The 22,442-nt window shown below is 68.8% G+C and carries 24 protein-coding genes; 6 read left to right on the top strand and 18 right to left on the bottom strand.

The genetic code is table 11. From position 1 onward, the window contains the following. Positions 1–21 precede the first annotated feature (21 nt). Positions 22–1,296 (top strand): NAD(P)/FAD-dependent oxidoreductase, encoded by a 1,275-nt coding sequence (locus O4H32_RS10545; RefSeq protein ID WP_269358984.1) that lies wholly within the window; start codon positions 22–24, stop codon positions 1,294–1,296. Between the two features lie 3 nt (positions 1,297–1,299). Here O4H32_RS10545 and O4H32_RS10540 read toward each other — a convergent pair whose 3' ends face one another. From O4H32_RS10540 to O4H32_RS10520, 5 genes are all read right to left on the bottom strand, one after another. Next, positions 1,300–1,470 carry a hypothetical protein gene (locus tag O4H32_RS10540; protein WP_269358982.1) on the bottom strand — a complete coding sequence of 57 codons (171 nt, stop codon included), beginning with the start codon at positions 1,468–1,470 and terminating at the stop codon, positions 1,300–1,302. An 8-nt stretch (positions 1,471–1,478) separates the two neighbouring features. Beyond that, a complete protein-coding gene (locus O4H32_RS10535) occupies positions 1,479–2,558 on the bottom strand; it encodes a YeeE/YedE family protein (protein ID WP_269358980.1) in 1,080 nt (359 codons plus the stop codon). 8 nt (positions 2,559–2,566) lie between these two features. After that, the gene (locus tag O4H32_RS10530; RefSeq protein ID WP_269358978.1) at positions 2,567–3,505 is read right to left on the bottom strand and encodes a sulfurtransferase; all 939 of its coding nucleotides are present in this window, start codon (positions 3,503–3,505) and stop codon (positions 2,567–2,569) included. Positions 3,506–3,632: 127 nt separating this feature from the next. Next, positions 3,633–4,532, bottom strand: coding sequence for a carbohydrate kinase family protein (locus tag O4H32_RS10525; RefSeq protein ID WP_269358976.1), 900 nt, complete (start codon positions 4,530–4,532; stop codon positions 3,633–3,635). A 12-nt stretch (positions 4,533–4,544) separates the two neighbouring features. Further along, positions 4,545–5,507, bottom strand: a complete 963-nt coding sequence (locus O4H32_RS10520; protein ID WP_269358974.1) for a LysR family transcriptional regulator — start codon at positions 5,505–5,507, stop codon at positions 4,545–4,547. A gap of 152 nt (positions 5,508–5,659) precedes the next feature. Between O4H32_RS10520 and O4H32_RS10515 the strand changes: the two genes are divergently transcribed. Both O4H32_RS10515 and O4H32_RS10510 read left to right on the top strand, forming a co-directional pair. Further along, entirely contained in the window at positions 5,660–6,454 is a 795-nt protein-coding gene (locus tag O4H32_RS10515) for an SDR family NAD(P)-dependent oxidoreductase (protein ID WP_269359146.1), read from the top strand. Between the two features lie 81 nt (positions 6,455–6,535). Beyond that, entirely contained in the window at positions 6,536–7,735 is a 1,200-nt protein-coding gene (locus O4H32_RS10510; RefSeq protein ID WP_269358972.1) for an MFS transporter, read from the top strand. A 114-nt stretch (positions 7,736–7,849) separates the two neighbouring features. Here O4H32_RS10510 and yghU read toward each other — a convergent pair whose 3' ends face one another. After that, positions 7,850–8,719, bottom strand: a complete 870-nt coding sequence (yghU, locus tag O4H32_RS10505) for a glutathione-dependent disulfide-bond oxidoreductase (RefSeq protein WP_269358970.1) — start codon at positions 8,717–8,719, stop codon at positions 7,850–7,852. Positions 8,720–8,881: 162 nt separating this feature from the next. Between yghU and O4H32_RS10500 the strand changes: the two genes are divergently transcribed. Continuing rightward, positions 8,882–9,130: a GlsB/YeaQ/YmgE family stress response membrane protein gene (locus O4H32_RS10500; RefSeq protein ID WP_269358968.1), complete on the top strand. Its 249-nt coding sequence runs from the start codon at positions 8,882–8,884 to the stop codon at positions 9,128–9,130. 48 nt (positions 9,131–9,178) lie between these two features. Here O4H32_RS10500 and O4H32_RS10495 read toward each other — a convergent pair whose 3' ends face one another. From O4H32_RS10495 to O4H32_RS10475, 5 genes are all read right to left on the bottom strand, one after another. Further along, the gene (locus tag O4H32_RS10495; protein WP_269358966.1) at positions 9,179–9,406 is read right to left on the bottom strand and encodes a SlyX family protein; all 228 of its coding nucleotides are present in this window, start codon (positions 9,404–9,406) and stop codon (positions 9,179–9,181) included. A gap of 28 nt (positions 9,407–9,434) precedes the next feature. Further along, positions 9,435–10,679, bottom strand: coding sequence for a M20/M25/M40 family metallo-hydrolase (locus O4H32_RS10490; RefSeq protein WP_269358964.1), 1,245 nt, complete (start codon positions 10,677–10,679; stop codon positions 9,435–9,437). A gap of 70 nt (positions 10,680–10,749) precedes the next feature. Continuing rightward, positions 10,750–11,790, bottom strand: coding sequence for an allantoicase (gene alc, locus O4H32_RS10485; RefSeq protein WP_269358962.1), 1,041 nt, complete (start codon positions 11,788–11,790; stop codon positions 10,750–10,752). Positions 11,791–11,819: 29 nt separating this feature from the next. Beyond that, a complete protein-coding gene (gene puuE, locus O4H32_RS10480; protein WP_269358960.1) occupies positions 11,820–12,749 on the bottom strand; it encodes an allantoinase PuuE in 930 nt (309 codons plus the stop codon). A gap of 25 nt (positions 12,750–12,774) precedes the next feature. After that, positions 12,775–13,551, bottom strand: coding sequence for a GntR family transcriptional regulator (locus tag O4H32_RS10475; protein WP_269358959.1), 777 nt, complete (start codon positions 13,549–13,551; stop codon positions 12,775–12,777). A gap of 227 nt (positions 13,552–13,778) precedes the next feature. On the opposite strand from O4H32_RS10475, the gene uraH reads away from it, so the two are divergent. Both uraH and O4H32_RS10465 read left to right on the top strand, forming a co-directional pair. Next, positions 13,779–14,132: a hydroxyisourate hydrolase gene (gene uraH / locus O4H32_RS10470; protein ID WP_269358957.1), complete on the top strand. Its 354-nt coding sequence runs from the start codon at positions 13,779–13,781 to the stop codon at positions 14,130–14,132. A 55-nt stretch (positions 14,133–14,187) separates the two neighbouring features. After that, positions 14,188–15,423 (top strand): urate hydroxylase PuuD, encoded by a 1,236-nt coding sequence (locus O4H32_RS10465; protein ID WP_269358955.1) that lies wholly within the window; start codon positions 14,188–14,190, stop codon positions 15,421–15,423. Positions 15,424–15,483: 60 nt separating this feature from the next. Here O4H32_RS10465 and O4H32_RS10460 read toward each other — a convergent pair whose 3' ends face one another. The 7 genes from O4H32_RS10460 to O4H32_RS10430 are packed head-to-tail and all read right to left on the bottom strand — an operon-like array spanning position 15,484 to position 22,209. Further along, a complete protein-coding gene (locus O4H32_RS10460; protein WP_269358953.1) occupies positions 15,484–16,566 on the bottom strand; it encodes a hypothetical protein in 1,083 nt (360 codons plus the stop codon). After that, positions 16,556–17,131, bottom strand: coding sequence for a type 4 pilus major pilin (locus O4H32_RS10455; protein WP_269358951.1), 576 nt, complete (start codon positions 17,129–17,131; stop codon positions 16,556–16,558). Before O4H32_RS10455 ends, O4H32_RS10460 begins: the two co-directional genes overlap by 11 nt. A 44-nt stretch (positions 17,132–17,175) precedes the next feature. Continuing rightward, entirely contained in the window at positions 17,176–18,291 is a 1,116-nt protein-coding gene (locus tag O4H32_RS10450; RefSeq protein ID WP_269358949.1) for a hypothetical protein, read from the bottom strand. Next, positions 18,288–19,982 carry an ATPase, T2SS/T4P/T4SS family gene (locus O4H32_RS10445; protein WP_269358947.1) on the bottom strand — a complete coding sequence of 565 codons (1,695 nt, stop codon included), beginning with the start codon at positions 19,980–19,982 and terminating at the stop codon, positions 18,288–18,290. The genes O4H32_RS10450 and O4H32_RS10445 overlap by 4 nt, the downstream gene beginning before the upstream one ends. After that, positions 19,979–20,512: a hypothetical protein gene (locus O4H32_RS10440; protein WP_269358945.1), complete on the bottom strand. Its 534-nt coding sequence runs from the start codon at positions 20,510–20,512 to the stop codon at positions 19,979–19,981. Before O4H32_RS10440 ends, O4H32_RS10445 begins: the two co-directional genes overlap by 4 nt. Further along, positions 20,496–21,764: a hypothetical protein gene (locus O4H32_RS10435; RefSeq protein ID WP_269358943.1), complete on the bottom strand. Its 1,269-nt coding sequence runs from the start codon at positions 21,762–21,764 to the stop codon at positions 20,496–20,498. The genes O4H32_RS10440 and O4H32_RS10435 overlap by 17 nt, the downstream gene beginning before the upstream one ends. A gap of 1 nt (position 21,765) precedes the next feature. Next, complete coding sequence (locus tag O4H32_RS10430) at positions 21,766–22,209, bottom strand: hypothetical protein (RefSeq protein ID WP_269358941.1); 444 nt, start codon at positions 22,207–22,209, stop codon at positions 21,766–21,768. Between the last annotated feature and the right edge of the window lie 233 nt (positions 22,210–22,442).

Below are 22,442 nucleotides of genomic sequence, written 5' to 3'. Positions count from 1 at the left end.
CACATACAAGGAGACAGGGCCATGGCACATATCGTCATCATGGGAGCCGGCCTCGGCGGCCTGCCGGCCGCTTACGAGATCCGGGAAAGGCTGGACTCCGGACACCGGATCACGGTCGTCAATGCGAGCGATCATTTCCAGTTCGTCCCGTCCAATCCATGGGTCGCCGTGGGCTGGCGCACACGGGACGCCGTGACGCTGGACATCGCAGCGCCACTGCGGAAAAAAGACATCGACTTCATCGCAAAACGCGTGACGGGCATCGATGCGGACGCCCGCACGCTGGCGCTGGATGGCGGCGCATCGATCGAGTACGACTACCTGGTCATCGCCACGGGGCCGAAGCTGGCCTTCGATGAAGTGCCCGGCGCCGGACCCATCGACGGCCACACCCATTCCATCTGCACGCTGGAACATGCCGAGGCATGGTGGGCGGATTACCAGGAATTCCTGAAGTCCCCGGGCCCCCTGGTCATCGGCGCCATGCCGGGCGCGAGCTGTTTCGGCCCCGCCTATGAATTCGCCTTCATCGTCGCGGCCGATCTGCGCCGGCGCAAGCTGCGCAACCAGGTGCCCATGACCTTTGTGACCAGCGAGCCCTACGTCGGCCACATGGGGCTGGGGGGCGTGGGCGACAGCCGCGGCATGATCGAGAGCGATTTCCGCAGCCAGGACATCCGGTGGATCGTCAACGCCAGGACGACCCGGGTGGAAGCCGACAGGATGTTCGTCACCGAGGTCGACGAAAACGGCGAAGCGCGCAAGGCGCACGAGCTGCCGTTCAAGATGGCCATGATGCTGCCGGCATTCAAGGGGGTGGACGCCGTGGCCGCGGTACCCGGCCTATGCAACCCGCGCGGCTTCGTGCTGGTCGACGAACACCAGCGCAGCAAACAATACCCCGCGATTTTCGCCGCGGGCGTCTGTGTGGCGATTCCGCCGGTGGAGACCACCCCCGTGCCCACCGGGGCGCCCAAGACCGGCTACATGATCGAAACCATGGTCAGCGCCATCGCCCACAACATCGCGGCGGATCTGGCGGGCGAACCGGCGACCGCCAAAGCCACCTGGAACGCCATCTGCCTGGCGGACATGGGCGACACAGGGGCCGCTTTCGTGGCGCTGCCCCAGATTCCTCCCCGCAATGTCAACTGGTTCATCAAAGGGAAATGGGTCCATCTGGCCAAGGCGGCTTTCGAAAAGTATTTCATGCGCAAGATGCGGCAGGGCACTGCGGAGCCGATCTACGAAAAATACGTGCTCAAGGCGCTGGGCATCACTCGCCTCGAAAAATAGCGATCAGAACGTCGAGGCGCAATGCCCGCCGCTGGGGGCCACGCCCGAGCCCGCCGCGATCAGCGGCGGTTCGGCGCGCACGTTGACCGGCGCGCTGTGCGTCCAGTCCCAGGCGAAAAAACCCACGAGCACGATCCAGAAGACGGCGGACATAAAACGGTCGCGATCACGCATGGCGGCTCCTAAAAGGCGTAGCGACGACGCACGCGCACGCCGATCAGGGACCCCAGGAAAGCCATGGGCACCCAGATCCAGCCGTGCAGACTGCCGGTGGAAATCCCGCTGACCATGGCGCCGATGTTGCAGCCAAAGGCAAGCCGCGAACTGTAGCCCAGCAACAGGCCGGCGGCCAGGCCCACGGCCCACTGCGTCCCGTTCATGGTCTTGTCGGCGGCCGCCGGCTTGCCCGCCGCGACCCACAGCGCGCCAGCCAGGATACCGATATTGGTGATCGAGGTCACATCCAGAAAAACCGACTGCGCGAGCGTCGCCGCATTGACCGGTTCGCTCCAGAATGCGTTGGCCGACGGATCGAACAGGTGCGCGGCCGTCACGACCTTGGCCGCCCACAGACCAAAGCCGTAGACAATACCCCAGGGCTGGCCGGCGATCACCAGGTTCAGGACCGCCAGCGCCGCCAGCAGCACGGCGCCCCACAGCAGCTTGCGGTTCCACAGCGGCGCCGCGCGCCCCGCCCAGCGCACCACACCGACACCGACCAGAGCCAGGCCGGCCAGCGTCATCAGCAGCGCCACGGGTGCGCCGAAATGCGTCACCAGGCCGTAGGGAGGCAAGGCGCCCAGGGCCAGCCAGCGGTCCAGGGTGGCCGAACCCAGGAAGCTGCCGATCGCGAACAGCGGCAGAATTGCCATGTTCAGCGGAATGCCCAGGCCCGCCTTGTACAGGGTGCCCGACCCGCAGCCGTCGGCGACCTGCATGCAGGCGCCGAAGACGAAGGCGCCGACAATCAGGCTGACGCTGGGCGGTCCCAGGGCGGCCGCCAGATCGGTCGGATAGGCGGCCAGCAGGGGCATGGACACCGCCGCCGCGATCGCCAGCAACACCAGTTGCGCCAGCACGCCGGACGGGTCGCGCTGCTCGATCAGTCGCCGCCATCCGGTGGTGAAGCCGAAGCGCGCGCCCGCCAGCACCGCGCCCAGCCCGATGCCGACCAGGAACAGCAACGCCTGGCGCAAAGCCACCGACCAGGCGAGAAAGACGCAGAACGCAAAGATCAGGACCGCGAGAGGGAGTCGTTTCATGCGTCAGCTCAGCCGAACACGCCCTTCAGTTTGTCCAGGATCTGGCTGCCCCGGCCGGGCACGTGTTCCATCGGCCGGTTCGGATCCCGGGACCATTCGGCCATCGATTCGGGATACAGCCGCACGTTCTTCTGGCCGACGACCTCGGACAGGGCGAACCAGTCTGTGGCCGCCCAATGACCGGTGTTGCAGAACGAGATCGTTTCGGACTTCGGGTCGGGCAGGAGTTCGGCGGCGATCTTGCGGGCCTCGTCCGCCGAGACGAAGATCGAGGTGCCGGGCTTGAACCAGCGGCCGTTTTCAACATTGACCGCGCCCTGGATCGTGCCGGGCACCTGCGCCGTCGGCGCCTTGACCTTGCCCAGGTAGAAATCCAGCGGCCGGGCGTCCACCAGCCGGACCTGGGGATTGCCGACCTGCGCGGCCACCTGCGCGGTGGTGGCGATGATGGATTCGTCCAGCTTCGGCTCGAAGGCCGTCGCGGCGACCGAGGGCGCCGCCTGGTCCCGCGGCAGGCCGGCGTCCGCCCAGGCCTTCAAGCCGCCATTCAGGACGGACAGTTCTTTCAGGCCCAGGTATTTCAAGGTCCAGTACACCCGCGCCGAGGCGCCGAAGTCGGTGCCGTCGGCACCCGACGAGACCACCACCGCGTGCGTGCCCTGGTCGACGCCCAGATCGCGCACCAGCCGCGTCAGCCTGTCCAGCGGCGGCAGTTGGCCGGGATTGTCCGCCGGCCCGCGCCATTGACCATAAGGCGCCGACACCGCGCCGGGGATGTGGCCGGCGGCATACGCGTCCGGCGGGCGGATGTCGATGACCCGCACCGACGGCTGCTGCCGGACGGCGTCGAGCTCGGCCGGCGTCAGCAGCGGCTGGGCCGACCAGGCGGCGGCGGAGGCCCCGAAAGCCACGAGAAGCGCCCCCAGGCGCACGGACAGGGATTTCATGACGATGCCTTTTGGAAACAAGGAAGCGATCTTTCATTCTCCCAGATTCGATCGCACAGCAAGCGATACCAATAGAACGCCAGGTTATATGGAATGCCGGCGGCGCGCGAGCCTCGCCGCGCGATGCTCAGGCCCGCAGCGGACCGGCCAGGTTGGCGGGAATCACCTGGATCACCCGGGCGGCGCTGTCGGTGGCGGCGGCCAGCGCTTCCATCGGCGCGGCCCCGCCGGCCCAGGCGTGGACGAAAGCGGACGCGAAGGCATCGCCCGCACCAATAGTGGATGTCGGAACCACGATCCGCGCGGGATGAAAATGGCCCTGCTCGCCATCATGGAACAGGGCACCGCCCTGCCCCAGCGTCACCAGGACGGCCTGGCCCGGCCGGCGCAGCAGACGCCGGGCCAGGTCCCGGGCGATGTCGGGCCCGGGGGCGTCCGTGTCCAGGGACACGTCGCCGCACAGCAGGGCCGCTTCGCGGGCGTTGACGCACAGCAGATCGGCCCGCTCCCAGAGGCCGCGCAGGGCGCGGGGATCGGCCAACTGGCGCGCGCCGGGCGTCACCACCAGCCGGTGGCGGGACGCGGTCATCCGCGCCAAGGCCTGTTCCAGCCAGGCCTGGGACTCCAGCGACAGGCCCGTCACATAGACGACGTCCGCCGCCTCCAGACCCGGGAAGCCCTGTTCCCCGACCCAGGTGCTGGCGCCGCGTTGCGCGTAGGCGCGCGCCGCGCCGGTGTCGTCCACCATCACCACGGCCTTGCCCGTGGGCAGCGCGTGATCGGGGATGGCGGCCTGGATGCCATGACGCCTGAGAATGTCCCGCAGCAGGTCGCCCTCCAGATCGCGGCCCACGCAGGCATGGACGGTGACATGGGCCCCGCGCGCGGCCACGTTCAGCGCGGCGTTCACCGCACCCCCGCCCGCGTACAGGCCGATGTGCTCCACGTCCTGCTTGGCGGCGCGCATGGGCTGGACGCGGGACACGACGATGTCGACAATGGCCGCGCCGATGGTGGTGAATTGCATGGATCTGTCCGCCTAGGAAGTCGCGAGGACCTGGAATGCCAGGGATTTCAACACCTCCGCCACCCAGTCCGCGAAGACACGCATGCGCCGGGGCGGATGGCGGTGGTGGGGGAACAACAGATTAACCGGCATCGGCGGCGGCGGACAATCCGGCAGAACGCCGACCAGCCCCGGCGCGCGCGCGGCGCTGGCCAGCGGCACCTGGATCAGACCGAGCCCCGCCCGGCAGGCGGACTCATAGGCCGCGCTGTTGTCCACGGTCACCCGGGACCGCATCGGCACCCGGACGACGCGGCCGGCGGCATCCTGATATTCGAACATCGCCGGCCCGTCCGAAGGATTGGGGCGGTAGTCCACCAGCCAGTGGCGCACCAGATCGTCTGCGCCAAGTGGCTGCCCGTGGATGCGCAGGTAATCGGGACTGGCGAAATTGCCCAGGGGCATCGCGCCCAGAGGGCGGCAGGCAAGAGATTCATCGGCCACCGAGCCGACCCGGATGACGCAGTCCAGCCCTTCGCCGATCATGTCGGCGCGGCGGTCGGCGCTGGAGATTTCCACTCGCAAGGCCGGATGGCGCGCCAGAAATTCCGGCAGACGGGCCATCAGCGGACCCGTCGCCATACCCAGGGGCATGCCGACCCGCAAGCGGCCGTCCAACGGCCCGTCCGGGCGCCGGAAGAAGCCGCCCAGCTCGTCCAGGCCGTCCAGCACAGGCGCACACCGTTCCAGGAAGGCATGTCCATCTCCGGTCAGCCCGACCCGGCGTGTGGTCCGCTGGAGCAGCCGCGCGCCGAGCCGCTTTTCCAGACGCAGGACGGCCGTGGACACCGTCGCGCGCGGCAGCCGGAGCTGTGCAGCGGCCTGGGTGAAGCTGCCCAGGGCGGCGACCCGGATGAAAATCCGCAGATCCTCGGCCGAGGGTGTGTAGGCGGACTCGAGATCCGGCGGGCGCTTATTGATCGAAATATTCGACATGTATTGTTCTATAAAAGCCATTTATCTGATTTTTTAAAAACAATATAGTTTCTCCACCCGCTCCGCAAGCCCGGCACCGCTCGGGGCGGCGCCACGGGGAAACCGCATCCGGCTGCTCCGGGCGACCCATCCACAGGAGATCCATCATGAACATGTCCGCGACCCATGCCACCTCTTCTTCCGTCCCCCCGACGCATCTCCTCGCCTTCATCACCGGCGGAAGCCGGGGCCTGGGGCGCGCCGCCGCCCTGCATCTGGCGCGGGCGGGATGGGATATCGTCCTGACCTACCGGTCCCGCGAGGATCTGGCCCGGGAGGTCGTCGCCGAGATCCGGACGCTGGGCCGCGCCGCGCTCGCGCTGCCGCTGGACACGGCCCGGACGGCGGCCTTCCCCGCTCTGGCCGCCTCGTTGCCGGCGCGGCTGCGCGACACCTTCGGCCGGGACCGCCTGGACGCGCTGGTCAACAATGCCGGGACCGGCATCGACGCCCCCTTCCTGGAGACCACCGAGGCGCAGTTCGACCAGATGATGGAAGTGCACTTGAAGGGCGTGTTCTTCCTGACCCAGGCGCTGGCCCCGCTGTTGGCGGACGATGCCCGCATCCTCAACATCTCCAGCGGCCTGACCCGGTTCTCGTTCCCCGGCAAGGCGGCCTACGCTATGATGAAAGGCGGAGTCGAGGTGCTGACACGCTACCTCGCCAAAGAGCTGGGGCCGCGCGGCATCCGCGTCAACGTCCTGGCGCCCGGCGCCATCGCCACCGATTTCGGGGGTGGCGTGGTGCGTGACGACCCCGAAGTCCACGCCGCCATCGCCGGCGGCACGGCCCTGGGCCGAGTCGGCGAGGCGGACGACATCGGCGGCGCCGTCGCAGCGCTGCTGGCGCCAGGCAGCGCCTGGATCAATGGCCAGCGGATCGAGGCGTCGGGCGGCATGCTGCTCTGACCCGACCGGGCAGCCTCGGCCCCCTGCGATCAGGGTTTCCCCTGAGTACAATACCGGGCTTTCCCATCCGCCGGATTCTTCATGTTTCAACCATCACCCGCCGGAGCCGTCCGGACGCCCGCCGGCCCGGTGCTCTTCGCCCTGGCGATCGGCGCATTCGCCATCGGCACCACCGAGTTCGCCACCATGAGCCTGCTGCCCTATTTTGCGCGGGATCTGGGGATCGACGCACCCACGGCGGGCCGCGTCATCAGCGCCTACGCCCTGGGCGTGGTGGTGGGCGCCCCGCTGCTGACCGTGCTGGCCGCACGCATGGCGCGGCGCACCCTGCTGGTGGCGCTGATGGGTGTGTTCGCCCTGTTCAACGGCCTGTGCGCCTTCGCCCCCAGCTATGGATGGCTGCTGGCGTTGCGCTTCCTGAGCGGCCTGCCCCACGGCGCGTACTTCGGCATCGGCGCGCTGATGGCCGTGTCGCTGGTACCGCAGGACAAACGCAATCAGGCGGTGGGCCGCATGTTCCTGGGACTGACGGTGGCCACCATCGTCGGCGTGCCCTTCGCCAACTGGCTGGGCCATGCGCTGGACTGGCGCTGGGGTTTCGCGCTGGTGAGCCTTGCCGGCCTGCTGACCATGGGGCTGGTCGCCTGGCTGGCGCCGCACAGTCCGCCCGCGCCAGGGGCCAGTCCCTGGCGCGAACTGGGCGCCCTGCGCCAACCGCAGGTCTGGCTGACCCTGGCTGTCGGCGCCATCGGCTTCGGCGGCCTGTTCGCCGTCTACACCTACCTGGCCGACGTGCTGCTGGAAGTGACGGGCGTGACGCCCGATGCGGTTCCGCCGGTGCTGGCGGTCTTCGGCGTCGGCCTGACCGTGGGGAACATCCTGGTGCCCTGGCTGGCAGACCGGGCGCCGATGCCGACAGCGGCGGGACTGCTGCTCTGGAGCGCGGCCATGACCGCGCTGTTCCCTCTGGCGGCAGGCAACGTCTGGACGCTCTCGGCCAATGTATTCTTCATCGGCTTCGGCGGCGCGCTGGGCACGATCCTGCAGACCCGGTTGATGGATGTGGCGCGGCACGCGCAAGGACTGGCCGCCGCGCTGAACCATTCCGCCTTCAATTTCGCCAACGCCCTGGGCCCCCTGCTGGGCGGCCTGGCCATCGCGGGCGGCCACGGCTGGACCTCGCCCGGCTGGGTCGGCACCGGCCTGTCGCTGGCCGGCCTAGCCATCCTGTGCCTATCACTGTGGATGAGTCCGGACACCGATCAGTCCCCTGCGGACTGATCGGTGCCGGACGAATCGGAGCGCCTTGCAAGGCGCGACGTGGGGGGATGCTCCAATTTGCGGACTGCCCCGTGCCGGACGAATCGGAGCGCCTTGCAAGGCGCGACGTGGCGATCAGCCCTGGAGCTTGTCCTGGGTCCGGGTGTCGAAGTCCGACGCGTCGTGGCGCTCCAGAAGCTGCTCGGAAGGATCGCCCGAGGTGCGGTTCACCATCCGCCCGCGCCGCACTGCCGGGCGCTCGCCGATTGCCCGGGCCCAGCGCAGCAGATGGCGGTAGTCGCCGGCCGACAGGAATTCCGCCGCGCCATAGACCTGGTTCAGCGCCAGGGCGCCGTACCAGGGCCAGATCGCCATGTCGGCGATGGTGTAGTCATCGCCCGCGATGAATTCGTGCCCGGCCAGCCGCTTGTCGAGCACGTCCAGCTGGCGCTTGGCTTCCATGGCGAACCGGTTGATGGCGTATTCGATCTTCACGGGAGCATAGGCGTAGAAATGGCCGAAGCCGCCGCCCAGATAAGGCGCGCTGCCGACCTGCCAGAACAGCCAGGACAGGCATTCGGCGCGGGCGGCGGGTTCGGTCGGCAGAAAGGCGCCGAATTTCTCCGCCAGATAGGTCAGAATCGCACCGGACTCGAAGACCCGGATGGGGGCCGGGCCGCCGCGGTCCACCAGCGCCGGGATCTTGGAATTGGGATTGACGCCGACGAAGCCGCTGCCGAACTGGTCGCCTTCGCCGATGCGGATCAGCCAGGCGTCGTATTCCGCCCCCGGACAGCCCCGGGCCAGCAGTTCCTCGAGCATGATCGTGACCTTGACCCCGTTGGGCGTGCCCTGGGAATAAAGCTGCAGCGGATGCCTGCCGACCGGCAGCTCGCGCTCGTGCGTCGGCCCCGACACGGGGCGATTGATGCTGGCGAAACGGCCACCGCTGGGCTGGTCCCAGGTCCACACCCTGGGCGGCTGGTATTCGGGCGTCTGACTCATGCTGCGTGCTCCTGACGAACGCAAAAGCATTCACGGTAACAGCATCGGCCACCGATGTGAACCTGACCCGGTCGCGGCACGCGACACATGCGCCCGCGCTGGACGAACCCCTTGCCCGGCCCTATGATGAACCGGCTTCATTCAACCTTAAAGGAGTAGTGGATGGGTATCATCAGCATGATTGTCGTCGGTTTCATCGTCGGCCTGATCGCGCGGGCGATCATGCCCGGCGAACAGAAACTGGGCTGGATCCTGACCACGGTTCTGGGGATCGTCGGTTCCATCGTGGCCGGCTATCTGGGCGCCGCGCTGGGACTCTACGCACCCGGTCAGGGCGCGGGCTGGATCGGCTCGATTGTCGGCGCCTTGATCGTACTGTTCATCTACGGGCTGATCGCCCGCAAGGCCTGAACGGACGCGCCGGCGGGGTCGGAAGGGCCCCGACGGCGGAGCCCGCGATCAATAATGCGGCGGCCGCTCGTCGGCGGCCCCGCCCGCGCCCGGCGCGTTGCCGGCCGAGAACTGCTGGCGCATGGCCAGCAATTCGCGCGCCAGCGACTCGATCTGCTGCTGCTGACGAAAGACCGTGCGGTTCAACTGATCCAGCAGGTCGTCCGCATAAGCCGCCTTGACCTCCAGGTCCACCAGGCGTTTTTCCAACAGGGCGTCGGTATCCGCTTCGTTCATCTTTTGTTTCCCACAGGGATTCCAGAGTTCAGGCGACAGGGGCCAGGAAGTCGGCCAGCAGGCCGGCCATCACCCGGGTGGCGCCGCGCAAGTCCTCCAGCATAACGTGTTCGTCGGCCTGCTTGGCGCGCGACTCCATGACGGTGCGCGGTCCCGCCCCGTACATGACGGTGGGCACGCCGTGCTCGGCGTACAGCCGCGCGTCGGCGTACAGCGGGGTACCCACGGCCGGGATATCCTCGCCGAACACCGTGCGCGCGTGCCTGCGCAGGCTGGCGACCAGCTTTTCATGGCCCGGCAGCGGCCGCAGAGCCCGCGCCAGCAGGATACGGCGCACCTCGACCGAAATACCCGGCAGGCCGGCCACGGCGGCGTCGATGAAGGCGCGCACATTGGCTTCGACGACGGCGGGGTCTTCCTCCGGGATCAGGCGACGGTCTATTTTCAGCACCACTTTGCCCGGTACCACGTTGGTGTGGGTGCCACCGTCGATACGGCCCACAATCATGGTGGGATGCGTGATGCCGTCGATCCGCGACGCAATGCCGTCGAGCGCATCGGCCTGACGGTAGATCTCGTCCAGGACGCGGCTGGCGGCCCGCAAGGCGTCGTGCCCGGTCTGCGGCGCGGACCCGTGCGTGGCCCGGCCGTTGACGGTGATCTCGAACTGCAGACAGCCGTTATGCGCCGTGACCACGGCATGGCTGAAGCTGGCGCAGACCGCATAGTCCGGTTTCGTCAAGCCGTGTCCCAGCAGCCAGCCCGGCCCCTTGAGGCCGCCGAACTCTTCATCGTAGGTGAAGTGCAGCTCCACGCCGCCCTTCAGGGGCGCGCCGCACGCCTCCAGCGCGCGCACCGCATGCAGATAGGTGGTGAAATCGCTCTTGGACACGGCCGAGGCGCGGCCGTAGAGCCGGCCGTCCACGACTTCGCCGCCGTAGGGATCCCTGGTCCAGCCCTCGCCCGGCGGCACCACGTCGCCGTGGGCGTTGAGCGCCAGCACGGGGCCGCCCTCGCCATACCGGCGGCGCACGACCAGATTGGTGATGCTGCGCATTCCGTAGGCCTGCGCTTCCTCGTCAGGCACGCGGTGGCGCTCGACTTCCCAGCCCCAGCTTTCCAGGAGGGTGGCCACGGTCTCGGCATGCGGGGCGTTGTCGCCCGGCGGCGTGTCGGTGGGCACGGCCACCAGTCGCCGCAGCAGCGCCACCTGCTCGTCGAAATGGGCGTCCACCCAGGCATCCAGGGTGGAGGAAGGAATCGTCGATGCCATGCAATCCTCGATGTGAAAACAGGCGCCCGCAAGCGCCTGTGCGTCAAAAGCCGTATCCGGCGGGAATGCGTCAGCGGGCCAGGCGGCCCCAGATGCGCACGCGGCTGATGCCGCCATCGGGGAACATGTTCACGCGCACGTGGGAAACGGGGCCGACCTTGCGGATGACGTCGCCTTCGTAGAAGTGCTGCTTGTCCATCTCGGTCTTCTGCTCGCCCAGCAGCTCGGGCCAGAACATGGCCTGGGTCACCAGGGACTGGTCGGTCGATTCGGCCACCCGCGCGCCCTGCAGCGAGACGCGGTCGGGATAGTTGCCCTTGAAGTGCGCCGTATCGATCTCGATTTTCTCCACGACGACCGGGTGGCCCAGTTCCAGGATCAACCAATCGTAGCCGGGCTCGCGGCGGCGGCGGGTTTCCCAGCCGTCTCCCATGTTGACGCCGCGGCCCGCCTTGATGACGCTGGTGGGCATGCCGAAGTGGGCGTCGCTGTAGGCAACGACACGCCCGCCGCTGGCCAGGGCCGACACTTCGACCAGGGCGTCCGGGTCGCGCCGGTCCCAGTCGCAGGCCGGCTGGCCGTAGACGCGCAGGCGGGCCACGCCGCCGTCGGGAAAGATGTTCACGCGCAGATGGGTCCAGACCCGGCCGTCGTCGATCTCGACGAAGTGATGGGCATTGCCCTGCAGCGACCGGGCCGCGACGAGTTCGACCCACTCGGTCCCTGCGTCGGGCTCGCCTTCGCAGGACGCCGCCTGGACGGACGCGGCAGGCGGGAAATTGCCGGTGAAATGGCTGGTGTTGATGTCCAGCCCTTTGATCGTGCCCGGCAGGCCGAGCTTGACGATGGCGTGGTCGTGGCCGCCGTTGCGGCGGCGGCGGGTTTCCCAGCCGTCCATCCACTTGCCGTGATCGTCGAACTTGCCGACGATGAAGACGGGTTCGGCGTCCTGCAGCATGCGCTGCGCGCTGGCGAAGAATTCGTCCGAGCAGGACAGCACCTGTGCGCCCAGGCTTTCGCTGGCGAGGTTCGGATGACGGGTGGCGAAGGCGGGCAGGTCGACCGCGGGGGCGTCGATGACGGTGCCGACGGGCAGGTTGGAAGAGGCCATGGGGATATAAGCTCCGGAAAACGGGGAAATCAAGCGGGCGTGTAGGGATGTTCCTTCACCCAGTGACGGGCGATGTCGGCGCGGGTCGCGATCCAGACCCGGTCATGCTTCTGGATGTGGTCCAGGAAACGCTGCAGGCCGGCGAAACGCCCCGGCCGGCCGATCAGGCGGCAATGCAGGCCGACCGACATCATCTTCGGCGCGGTCTCGCCTTCGGCGTAGAGCACGTCGAAGGCATCGCGCAGGTAGGTGAAGAAATGGTCGGCGGTGTTGAAGCCCTGCGGCGAAGCGAAGCGCATGTCGTTCGTGTCCAGGGTGTAGGGCACGATGAGCTGGGGATGGATCTTGCCGCCGCCCAGATCCACCTCGGTCCAGAACGGCAGGTCGTCTCCATAGTAGTCGGCGTCGTACAGGAACTTGCCCTCCTCGGCGACGATGCGCAGGGTGTTGGGACTGTCGCGCCCGGTGTACCAGCCTTCCGGGTGGCGGCCCAGCAGCTTCGTGACGACTTCCACGCAGCGCAGGAAGTGTTCGCGCTCGATGTCCTCGGGCATGTCCTGGTAATGGATCCAGCGGTAGCCGTGGCAGGCGACCTCATGGCCCAGTTCGACGAAGGCGCGTGCGACCTCCGGATTGCGTTCCAGCGCCATGCCCACGCCGAAGACGGTCAGCGGCAGGCCGCGGCGCTCGAACTCGCGCAGGATCCGCCAGACGCCCGCGCGCGCGCCGTATTCGTAGATGGACTCCATCGACAGGTGGCGGGCGGGATAGGCCGCCGCGCCGATGATCTCGGAGAGGAACTGCTCCGACCCCGGATCGCCGTGCAGGACACAGTTTTCCCCGCCCTCTTCGTAGTTGACGACGAACTGCACGGCCACGCGCGCCCGGCCCGGCCAGTTGGCGTGCGGGGGGGTGCGGCCATAGCCGGCCAGGTCGCGGGGGTAGGACTTGTCTGCCATGAGAGGGTCTCCTGATGAATGGGGGTCAGATCGATGGGGTCAGAGGCTGGCGCTGCAACGCGGCCCAGGGATCGGCGTCGGATCCGGGCGCCGCGTCCATCCGTTGTTCGCAATCCTTGAGATGGTGGTCCATGGCGGCGCGCGCGCCCTGGGCGTCGCGCCGCGCGATGCGTTCCAGAATGTCCTTGTGCTCCAGGTACGAGCAGGTGCTGTCCTCGGGGGCGTCCCCGAGCGCGATGATCAGCGTGGTGCGGGCGCACAGGCCGGCCAGCATTTCCGTCAGCACCTGGTTGTCCAGCAAGCGGGCGAGTTCGACGTGGAAGGCGTTGGACAGCCGCAGCCAGCTGATGCGGTCGCCCTGTTCGAAGGCGCGCTGCTCGCGCTCGACCATTCCGTGCAGGGGCGCCAGCCGGTCGGCCACATCGTCGAGCGCCGTCAGCATGTCGATCACGACGCATTCCAGTGCGCGGCGCATGGCGAACACGTCGCGCACTTCCTTGGGTGCGGCCTGCCAGACGTAAGCGCCTCGATTGGGCTCGATCGCCACGATCTTGTCGTGCGCCAGCCGCGCCAGCGCCGTCCGTACCGTGCCGCGCGAACAGTCGAAGGCCGCGCACAATGCGGACTCGGTCAGCTTGGCCCCCGGCAGCAGCCGGCGATCCATGGCGGCGTCGAAGATTTCCCCATAGACGCGATCGACGTCCGACGGTTCGCCGGCCGGCTGGGGGTCGCGCAAGGTCGAGGCGCGCGGCGCCTTCAGGTCCTGGGCGGCGCGGGAGGGCTTCAGTCGGAGCATGGCCATAGGTGAAAACGACAGGATGGATTGATGACGAAAATTGTTGACAATTATTGTGTATCACCCCAGAATCGTCAACACAAATTGTTGACAATAATTCGTCTACAATCATTCGTACCCGTCCTGCCCCGAAAATCGCCGGCTCGCGCCGGCAATTCGCGAACCGGCGAACCAGTCGCCGGGTCCGGCCATACCGGGGGCCTATTGGCAGGATATTGACCGGCGTAAATCCCATGGGAAAACTCTCCACCCATGTCCTGGACACCGTGCACGGTGTGCCAGCCCAGGGCGTCGCCCTTGAACTCTATCGCCTCGATGGCGATTCCCGCACCCTGCTCGCGCAAACGGCCACCAACCAGGACGGCCGCTGCGACGCGCCCCTGCTCAGCGGTCCTGCGCTGACCCGGGGCGTGTACGAGCTGGTCTTCCATGCCGGCGACTACTTCGCCCGCAAGGGAGTGCCGCTGCCCGAACCCCGCTTCGTCGATCAGGTCGTGCTGCGCTTCGGCGTGGCCAATCCGGACGAAAACTATCACGTCCCCCTGGTCGTGACACCGTGGACCTGGTCCACCTATCGCGGCAGCTGAGCGCCACGCTCGACCCGGCAATCCCCACGATCGAAGAAACCAAGAGGAGACTCTCATGGAAGGCTTTTTCCTTGAGTACGGCAACCTGCTGCTGCGCTGGCTGCACGTCATCGCCGCCATCGCCTGGATCGGCGAATCCATTTATTTCGTCATGCTCGACCTGAGCCTGCACGCGCCCAAGGGCGAACACGCCAAAAAACTGGGCGTATACGGCGAAATGTGGGCCGTGCACGGCGGCGGCTTCTACCATAACCAGAAATACCTGACCAATCCGGCCGAACTGCCCGACGACCTGCACTGGTCGTTCTGGAAGTCCTACACCACCTGGCTGTCGGGCTTCGGCCTGTTCATGCTGCTGTACCTGCTGCGCGCCGACATCTACCTGGTCAATCCGGCCAGCCCCTGGGAATGGGCGCGCAACATGAACGGCACCGAGGCCGGCATCCTGGCCGTGGCGTTCCTGGTGATCGGCTACAACGTCTATTCGCGCCTGTGCCGCATCATCAGCCCCACCGTCGAACGGGACGGACTGTTGAGCATTGCCGTGGGCGTGATGATGGTGCTGGTCGCCTGGCTGACCACGCAGATCTTCCCGGGCCGCGCCGCGTTCCTGATCACTGGCGCGCTGATGGCCACCTGCATGTCGGCCAGCGTGTTCTTCTGGATCATTCCCGGACAGCGCCGCATGGTCAAGGCCCTGAAGGCCGGCGAAAAGCCGAACCCGCTGGACGGCCTGCTGGGCAAACAGCGCTCGGTCCACAACACCTACTTCACCCTGCCGGTGATCTTCCTGATGCTCAGCAACCACTATTCGTTCACTTACACGAACGAATATGCCTGGGTCATCATGAGCCTGTTCATCTTCGCCGGCGCGGTGATCCGCCAGTACTTCGTGCTGCGCCATACCGGCAAGAACGATCTGCGCTACCCGCTGGCCGGCGTCGCGATGCTGGCGATCATCGGCTGGATCGCCGCCCCGGCCCCCACGCCCGCCCCCGCCGCGCAGACCAGCCAGGCCGGTGCCGCAGCCGCGCCGGCGCAGGCCGCCGTCACGCTGGAACAGGTCCACGGCATCATCACCGCACGTTGCACGGAATGCCATTCCGCCAAGCCCACGCAGGCCGGCTTCGCCGCCGCGCCGGCCGGGATCATGCTGGACACCAAGGAGCAGACCCTGCAGCACGCCGAGCAGATCAAGCAGGTCGTCGCCAGCAAGTACATGCCGCTGGCCAACCTGACGCAGATGACGGACGAGGAACGCGCCGTGATCGCCGCCTGGAACGGTAAATAAGGCGTGGCCCCGGCCGCCAGGATGCAGTCCCTGGCGTGGCCGGCGCCGCGCGCGCCGGATTCATTGCTGTGACAGACACACAAACCCCATGGTCAGACCTTCCGGGGCCGTGATGGATCCGCTTTCGGCCACCTGCGCCATGACGTAGCCCGCCGGACATGCGCAGGCGCCCGTCACCGGATTGGCCGAAGTGCCGCCCATGGCGTTGAAGCATCCCCGGCGGCTGTTGAGCATATAGCCGCCACCGGCGGGGCGCGCCAGCAATGACCAGACTCCCTGCCGGCAGGCCAGCACCCCCAAGCCTTCCCGGGCACGGCCCAGGGCGCCCTCCGGCGCGCAGGCCTCGCCGACCCCCCAGCCCCGCTCCAGGTGCAAGCTGTCGCGCGCGGCCAGGCGCACCCCGCCGCGGACCACGCCCCGGGCCGTGACATCGCCCTGGAAATCCGGATCACGGGAGTCCCGCACCCTGAGATAGGCGTCGGTGTCTTCAGACCCGGCGTCGCCCATTTGCCCGGCAGGGACACGGGCCGCAAGGGCCACGACACCCGGCGCCCAATCTTCCGCGCCCTCCTCCGGAACCGGCACACGCAGGCCGGCGCCGCCCAGAAAGCCGGGCCGATGCGGCCAGATCACCAGTCCGCGCCCCTCGGCGGCCTGGAGCCATTCCGCCGCCAACGACTCGTCCACGCCGCCGGCGGACGTCCTCAGCGCGGGCCGCGCATGCACCAGCCCCCAGACGCGGCAGGACGCCCCCGGGCACTCGCCTTCCCGCACCACCCGCAGGCCCAGGGTCCGGCGCAGCGGCCCCCGGTCCTGCCAGCCACCCGCCAGCAAGCCCGCCGACCGCAACTCGTCCCACTGCGGCGCCGCCCAGTCGGCGTAGCCCTGTCCGGCCAGGGCATCGGCCGCCCCGGCATGCGCGAGTTCAACCGCATGGCGCGCAAGGAAGGACTCGGCCGCCTCGCGGGCGACGTCCATCCAGGCGGCCAGGGAACGGGCTTGAAGCGCCCGGGCGCGCTGCGCCCATTCATGCCCGGCCCAGACCGCCAGGAGCAGGCTCAGGACGGCGGCGACCATGAATTCCAGCAGCAGGGATCCCCGCTGCGTCCGGCGCGCGCTCCCGGCGGCACGCTCAACCAACATGAAACACGAACTGGTTGACGTCCCCTTTGGCGCATGCCGACTCCGCCGCCAGCGCGTTGTAGGTCGTGGATTCGTCCTTGACCGTGCGAACGGCGGCGCCATCGGCTTCCACCGTGATGCGGTCGGCCACGCGCTGCAGCACGGACGCAATCGAGGGGCAGGCCACATGGTTCACCTGCCTCAGGCGCAACAGGAACGCCGCGCCGGCGTCCGCCGGTTCGACCTCGACCGTACCGCCGCTCCCCAGGCCGTGCAGCACCGCGCCGTCGCTCGCCAGGGTCAGGACGGTGGAGTCCGCCACCATGGCCGCCAGATTGGCCGTGGCGATGTGCTCATAGGGCACGTCGCCCGAAGTCCCGGCGTTGACACGCGCGTGCATGACGAAGCGGGCCAGTTCCTGGCCGACCCTGGGCACCTTGTTCTCCATCACATAACCGCCGATCGCGGGGATGCCGATGACCGCGATCAGCAGCACGATAGCGGTGACGATCGAGACCTCGACCAGGGAGAACCCCGCTTGCCCCAGCCTGCGGCGCGCGGCGCGCGATTGTGCCAATACTTGCATGAAGCCTCCTTTGCCGGATATCCGGCGAGCGAATGGTCCGGCCCCTAGGAGCCGGCATGAAACATCATCCAGCCGCGCCGCAGCTCGTCGAGCGCGGCGTAGTGCCACAGGCCAATCCCAAGCACGATGGCCACGCCCAGCAGCAGCGCCGACCAGCGCAGCGTCAGGGCCTGATGACGGACGCGGTCCAGCCAGCGGCCAGCCATCCGTCGGTGCGCGGCCTGCAGCCCGGCCTGAAGGCCGCGCGCGGCGGCCATGTCCTCCAGGTACCAATACAGTTCCCAGTCCAGCAGCCCCGTATCGAAGGCCGCCGCGCCAGCCAATCCCTGGTCGATGCGTTCCGCGACGCGTCTCAGGTGATCGCCCAGCCAGGGGCCGGCGTCTTCCAGGAACAGCAGGATCACCGGCCGCAGCTGGGTCGAGCCACCCGCCCCGGGTTGCAACAGGATCGACACCAGGGCCAGCAGTCGCAAGGCCTGGACATGGCGGTACAGACGCCAGGGTCCATGGCGATCCAGACGGCGGCGCAGCGGCCCGCGCCAGCGCGGCAGGGAGTGCAACCCCGCCGCCAGCAGCCCGGCGATCCCCGCCGGCAGCCAGGCACCCCAGGCGCGCAGCCAGTCCGCACCAGTGAACAGCGCCCGCGACCAATCCCCCAGGTAGGCGGCCGGCAACCCCTGGAAAGCCTGCCGCAAGGCCGGCACCGTCCATTGCGGCAAGGCCAGCAGCAACAGGCTGGCCACGATCAGGGCTGCGGCGGCCGCGCCCAGGGTGGCCCAGAGCATGCGGCGCGCCTGGATCAGCAGCCCCAGATGGTCGGAGAGGGCCTGGAAACAATGCAGCAGCCGGGTGCTGCCATAGGCCTGGGCCGCCCGCACCAGGGCCAGTTCGTCCGCCGGAAAGCAGCCCAGCCAGGTCATGCGCAGATCGCCGCCGCTGGCCTCGCAGGCCCGCGCCCAGGTCCAGGACAGGCGCCCGCGCACCGTGCCGGCGCCATGGCGTGCGGCATCCCGGTCGAACAGCTCGCGCACGGTCAGGCGGCCCTGCGCGCCCAGCAACACCGCCTGGAGATAATCGAAGTAGTCCGCGCGCGCACCCGAGAAACGCCAGGCATCCAGGCGCAGCCGCAGCCGCGCCAGCATGGTCGCCCCCCACCTCATCGGGGCGCTCCCGCTCGGCGTATCGCATCGCCGTCGGCCGGCAGCCTGCCCTGGCGTAGCAACAGCGTCTCGAAGGCCATGAAACGCGCCTCGACGTCGCGCGGGTCCACCTGGCCGGCCAGGGCCTTTTCCATGGCATGCGCCATGGCGCTGGCATGCGGGTCCGGCACGTGGCCGTGGTCGACGTCCGCGCCGGGCAGGCCCGGTTCCAGACACTCGGCGGCGACAGTCCGCCCGTCGTAGCCGAAGAGCTCCGGCAGCGCGGCGCGGCGGCAGCGCGCGCAGCCGTCCGGGTTGCGCAGGCGCAAGGCCTCCGGGTCTGCGTCCCAGGCCAGCCCGATCCAGTCCAGCCACTGCCGCCAGCGCCCGGCGCCGCCACCCTGCCCCTGGCGCACGAGCTCGGCGGGGCCGGCCGGCACCGCGCAGCCCTGGCACAGCCTGGGCAGCAACGCCTGATAAACGAGCAGCTTCAGAATGCCGGGCGTGGCCAGGAAATCGCGCGGCACGGCAATAAAGTCGGAGGCCAGCCGATCGACGATGGCGCGCGCCGAGGGCGCATGCACAGTGGTGTAAACATTGACGCCGGACCCCGCCAGATCCATGAAGGCGAGCCCGCTTTCGGCGTCGCGGATTTCACCCAACAGCACGTCGGTCATGGCCGAACGCTTCAGGGTGCGCAGCTTGGCGGCGTAGCGGCCGTGGGCCTGCTGATCCAGGTCGCGGCCGATGGTGTTCTGCACGGCCCGGTCGATCCGGTATTCCACCGGCTCTTCCAGGGTGATGATCTTGCGATGCGCGGGCAGGCCGCGGATCAGGGTCGCCAGCGTCGTCGATTTGCCCGAGCCGACAGTGCCCGCGATCACCAGGGCGCCGCCCTCGGATTTCAGCACCCGCTCGAAGCGGGCCACCTGATCGCCCCGGTAGCCCAGTCCGTCCAGCGTCGCGGGCCCGGATCCGTCGTCGCGCGACAGGAAGCGCAGGCAGACGCTGGGGCCCCGGTCGGCGGCAAGCGAAGCCCAGCGCAAGGTATAGGCCCGGCCATCCACACGGCGCAGCAGACTGCCCTGCTGCTCCAGCAGCGGGTCGAAGACCGCCCCGTTGCCGCCCTGGATGTCCATCCAGGCCACCGCCAGCACATCCCGCAACAGGCCGGTTGGCATGTGGCGGAAGCGCGCCGGAGCGACATAGCGGCCGGCCACGGTGTAACGGACTTCGGATTCAGCCGCATCGCGATGGATGTTCAGGTGCAGGTCCGTCGCCCCCTGGCGCACGCCCCATTCGATCAGATCCTGGAACACACCGGCCAGGGCGGTCGGCGTGCGGTCCCCCGCCTGAGCCAGCGCCGCCGCGCCGCCCTCGCGCGACAGGGCCAGCAACAGCGCCGCCGGCAGAATGTAGCGTGCAGGCTCGGACAGGGCGAGGCCGGCGGCTCGCAGGCGCCGCTCCAGCGCATCGGCCTGGTCGCTGCCGACATACTCGGCGCGGGCCAGCAGCGTGACGCTGCCGTCGGCGCGCTCGACCGGACAGATCCGGTCCGCCAGCGACTGGACTTCGAGTTCTCGCGCCAGCACACGCCGCACTGCCGGCCGCAGCGCCGACAGCTGGCCAGGATGGTCGATCACGCCGGCCCGCGCGGGATCGAAGGGCGGCTGGGGCTCGGCCAGCGACAGAGCGGAGGACCAGGATTTCATGGCCGCGCCTCGCCCAGCAGCATGCGCAGGCACAGCGAATGGCGGTCCTCGCCGCGTTCGAGCTGAACGCAGGCGCCGTTCATGCCACGCAACCGGTAGACGCCCCGATCTCCGGCATGCCCGGCGGGCCATGCCTGACCCCGCACGTACAGATAGGCCCGGCGGCCCACCTGGACCTCGGCCATCAGGGTCCGGCCAACGCCGTACATCGCCACCAGGCGAGGCTCCAGAACGGGACGCACGCCCATTTCCCGACCCGCATCCGGACGCCCTGCGGGCCCGTCGGACGCGGATCGCAACGCATCGCGCAGATCCTGCCGCATCAGTTCGCGCACCGACTGCGTCTCCCAATGGGCGTGAGGATCCTCCGGCGCCGGATCGGCCGGAGCAGGCACGCCGGCCCGAACGACGACGGGCGGCGTTTCCGCCAGGGACCGCGCCGGCAGGCCTCCCGCCCCGAGCATCGACGCCAGCGCCAGGCACGGCCACAGGGCCACCGCCCCGCGCGCGCATTCATGATCGGTTTTCATAGACGATTCCTTCAAGGTGCAGGATCAGGCGGCTGGCGCGCACGTCCGCCCGGGTGTGCGGCGCCAGGGTCACGACAGCCTTGCGCCAGGAGACGGCCCCGGCCAGCGGCGCCAGCAGCGCGCCAGAACGCAACGGACCTTCGACCCGCAAGGCGCGGATGGACAAGGCGGGGAAATCCCCGGGCACGGGAAGCGCCCGTCCCTGGGGGTCGTGCGGGGCCGGCACCGCCAGCGGGCGGGCCGCATCGAGCCGCAGCACGGAAAAGGCCGACAGCACCGCCTGGAGCGCGCTGGCCCAGTCGCGGGCCACCAGTCCTGCGCGTGGCAGACCGCGCGGCTCGGGGTTCCGACCCGGCAGGGACAGGGTCCAGGCCGCGCGGGCGACGTCCAGGGACGGAAAATCCAGACGCCAGCCGTCGGGGGCGGCCCGCAACAAGGCGCGGTTGTCGGCCTGGCGCCCCTGGCGGCGGTATTCACCCACGCATTGCCAGAGCGTGCCGTCCGGCCGGGGCTGGCAGCGCAGGTCATGCAGGGACCAGCCCCCGAGCCGGGCCGGCTGGCGGTATAGCGCATCCAGCAGCGCCCGGGTGCCGGCTTCGCCGTGCAGCGGATGCCGCGCCAGCGTCCGCGCAAGCGCCGCATGCCAGGCGGCCCGCGCATCGGAACCGGACGCGACGGCTGCATCCACGCCACCGCCCCAGCGCAGCCAGACGCCCACACCCAGGCCGGCCGCCAGGACCAGCAGCGCCAGCCGCACTCCGCGCCGCCGCACCGGTTCCAGGGGACGACGGCCCGACGCTTGCCGCGCCAGGTCCGGCAGCAGCGCCGCCGCGTCCGGGCCTGAACGCTCCGCGAGCAGCGCCAGTTTCGGGTGCACCCGGCGCAGGGCCTCGATCGCATCGCGGGCCAGGCGCTCTTCGGGATAGCTCCGGTCGGCCCGCGCCAGCGCGACACCCTCGTGCGCCGCCAGCACATGCCAGATGCCGGTTCCGAGCGGCAGCACGCAGGCGACGGTGCCGCGGGGATGGCGGCACGCCAGCAGGTCCGCCGCCGACCAGCAGGCCATGCCGGCGGGCAGCCCGTGCGCCAGCCCCAGCGCGGCGGGTGGATCGCCCGACACCACACGGTGTGAAGCGCCCCGGCCACCCGCCCGCGCCCGGGCGTCCTCCGGGTCGCCCAACAGCGGCACCCAGTCCAGCCCGAAAGCCAGCGGGATGCCGTCCACACGGACGAGACGTGTAACGCGCGCCATGTCAGAGACCCTCTTCGATCCGGGCGGTGATGATCAGCACCGTCGTCAACCGCTGAGCGTCGAGCCGGTCGCCGCCGCCGAGCAACGCGGGGGCCCCGGGGACCAGGCGGCGTTCGGCGGACTCGGAAACCTGACGGTCGAACCCGGACACCACCAGCGGTTGCCCCGGCTGCAGGGCCAGCTGCTGTACGGTTCCGTTGCCCTCGATGGTCATCTGCTGCAACTGCAGCGGATGATCATCGTCGCCGAAGGTGACAGTCTTGAGCGGTTGGGCCACCGTGTTGTCATAGGCCAAAGACAGCAGGATCTGGCCATCCTCCTGGGCATCGGGCACCAGCGTAATGAGGGATCCGACCGTCTCGGACTTCTGACTGACGGACACGGCAGGCACCGCCAGCCCGTTGGCCCCGGAAAGGGGCGTGGTCTCGATCCTGGTCCCTGACATTAAAGCTCTGTTCTGAGATAACCCAGCAAATCAATAAGTTACAGGTTATCCACAAACAGCGATGACATTAAAGTTCTGTTCCAAGCGTGGCCTCTTCGCTGAGGCCAGTGACATTAAAGTTCTGTTCTGAAGGGAGCAGTGAAGATGGTGGAGCCCTGAATCGGCCCGGAATCACTAGACACCCACGTGCCTCATAATGAGGCGTTGAGGAGTTGTCATGAGTACGAATGCCA

The organism is Castellaniella denitrificans (assembly GCF_027214045.1).
GTDB classification, from domain to species: domain Bacteria; phylum Pseudomonadota; class Gammaproteobacteria; order Burkholderiales; family Burkholderiaceae_B; genus Castellaniella; species Castellaniella denitrificans_A.
Note: the sequence above shows the minus strand (reverse complement) of the source record. Positions and strands in the feature narration are given on the sequence as shown.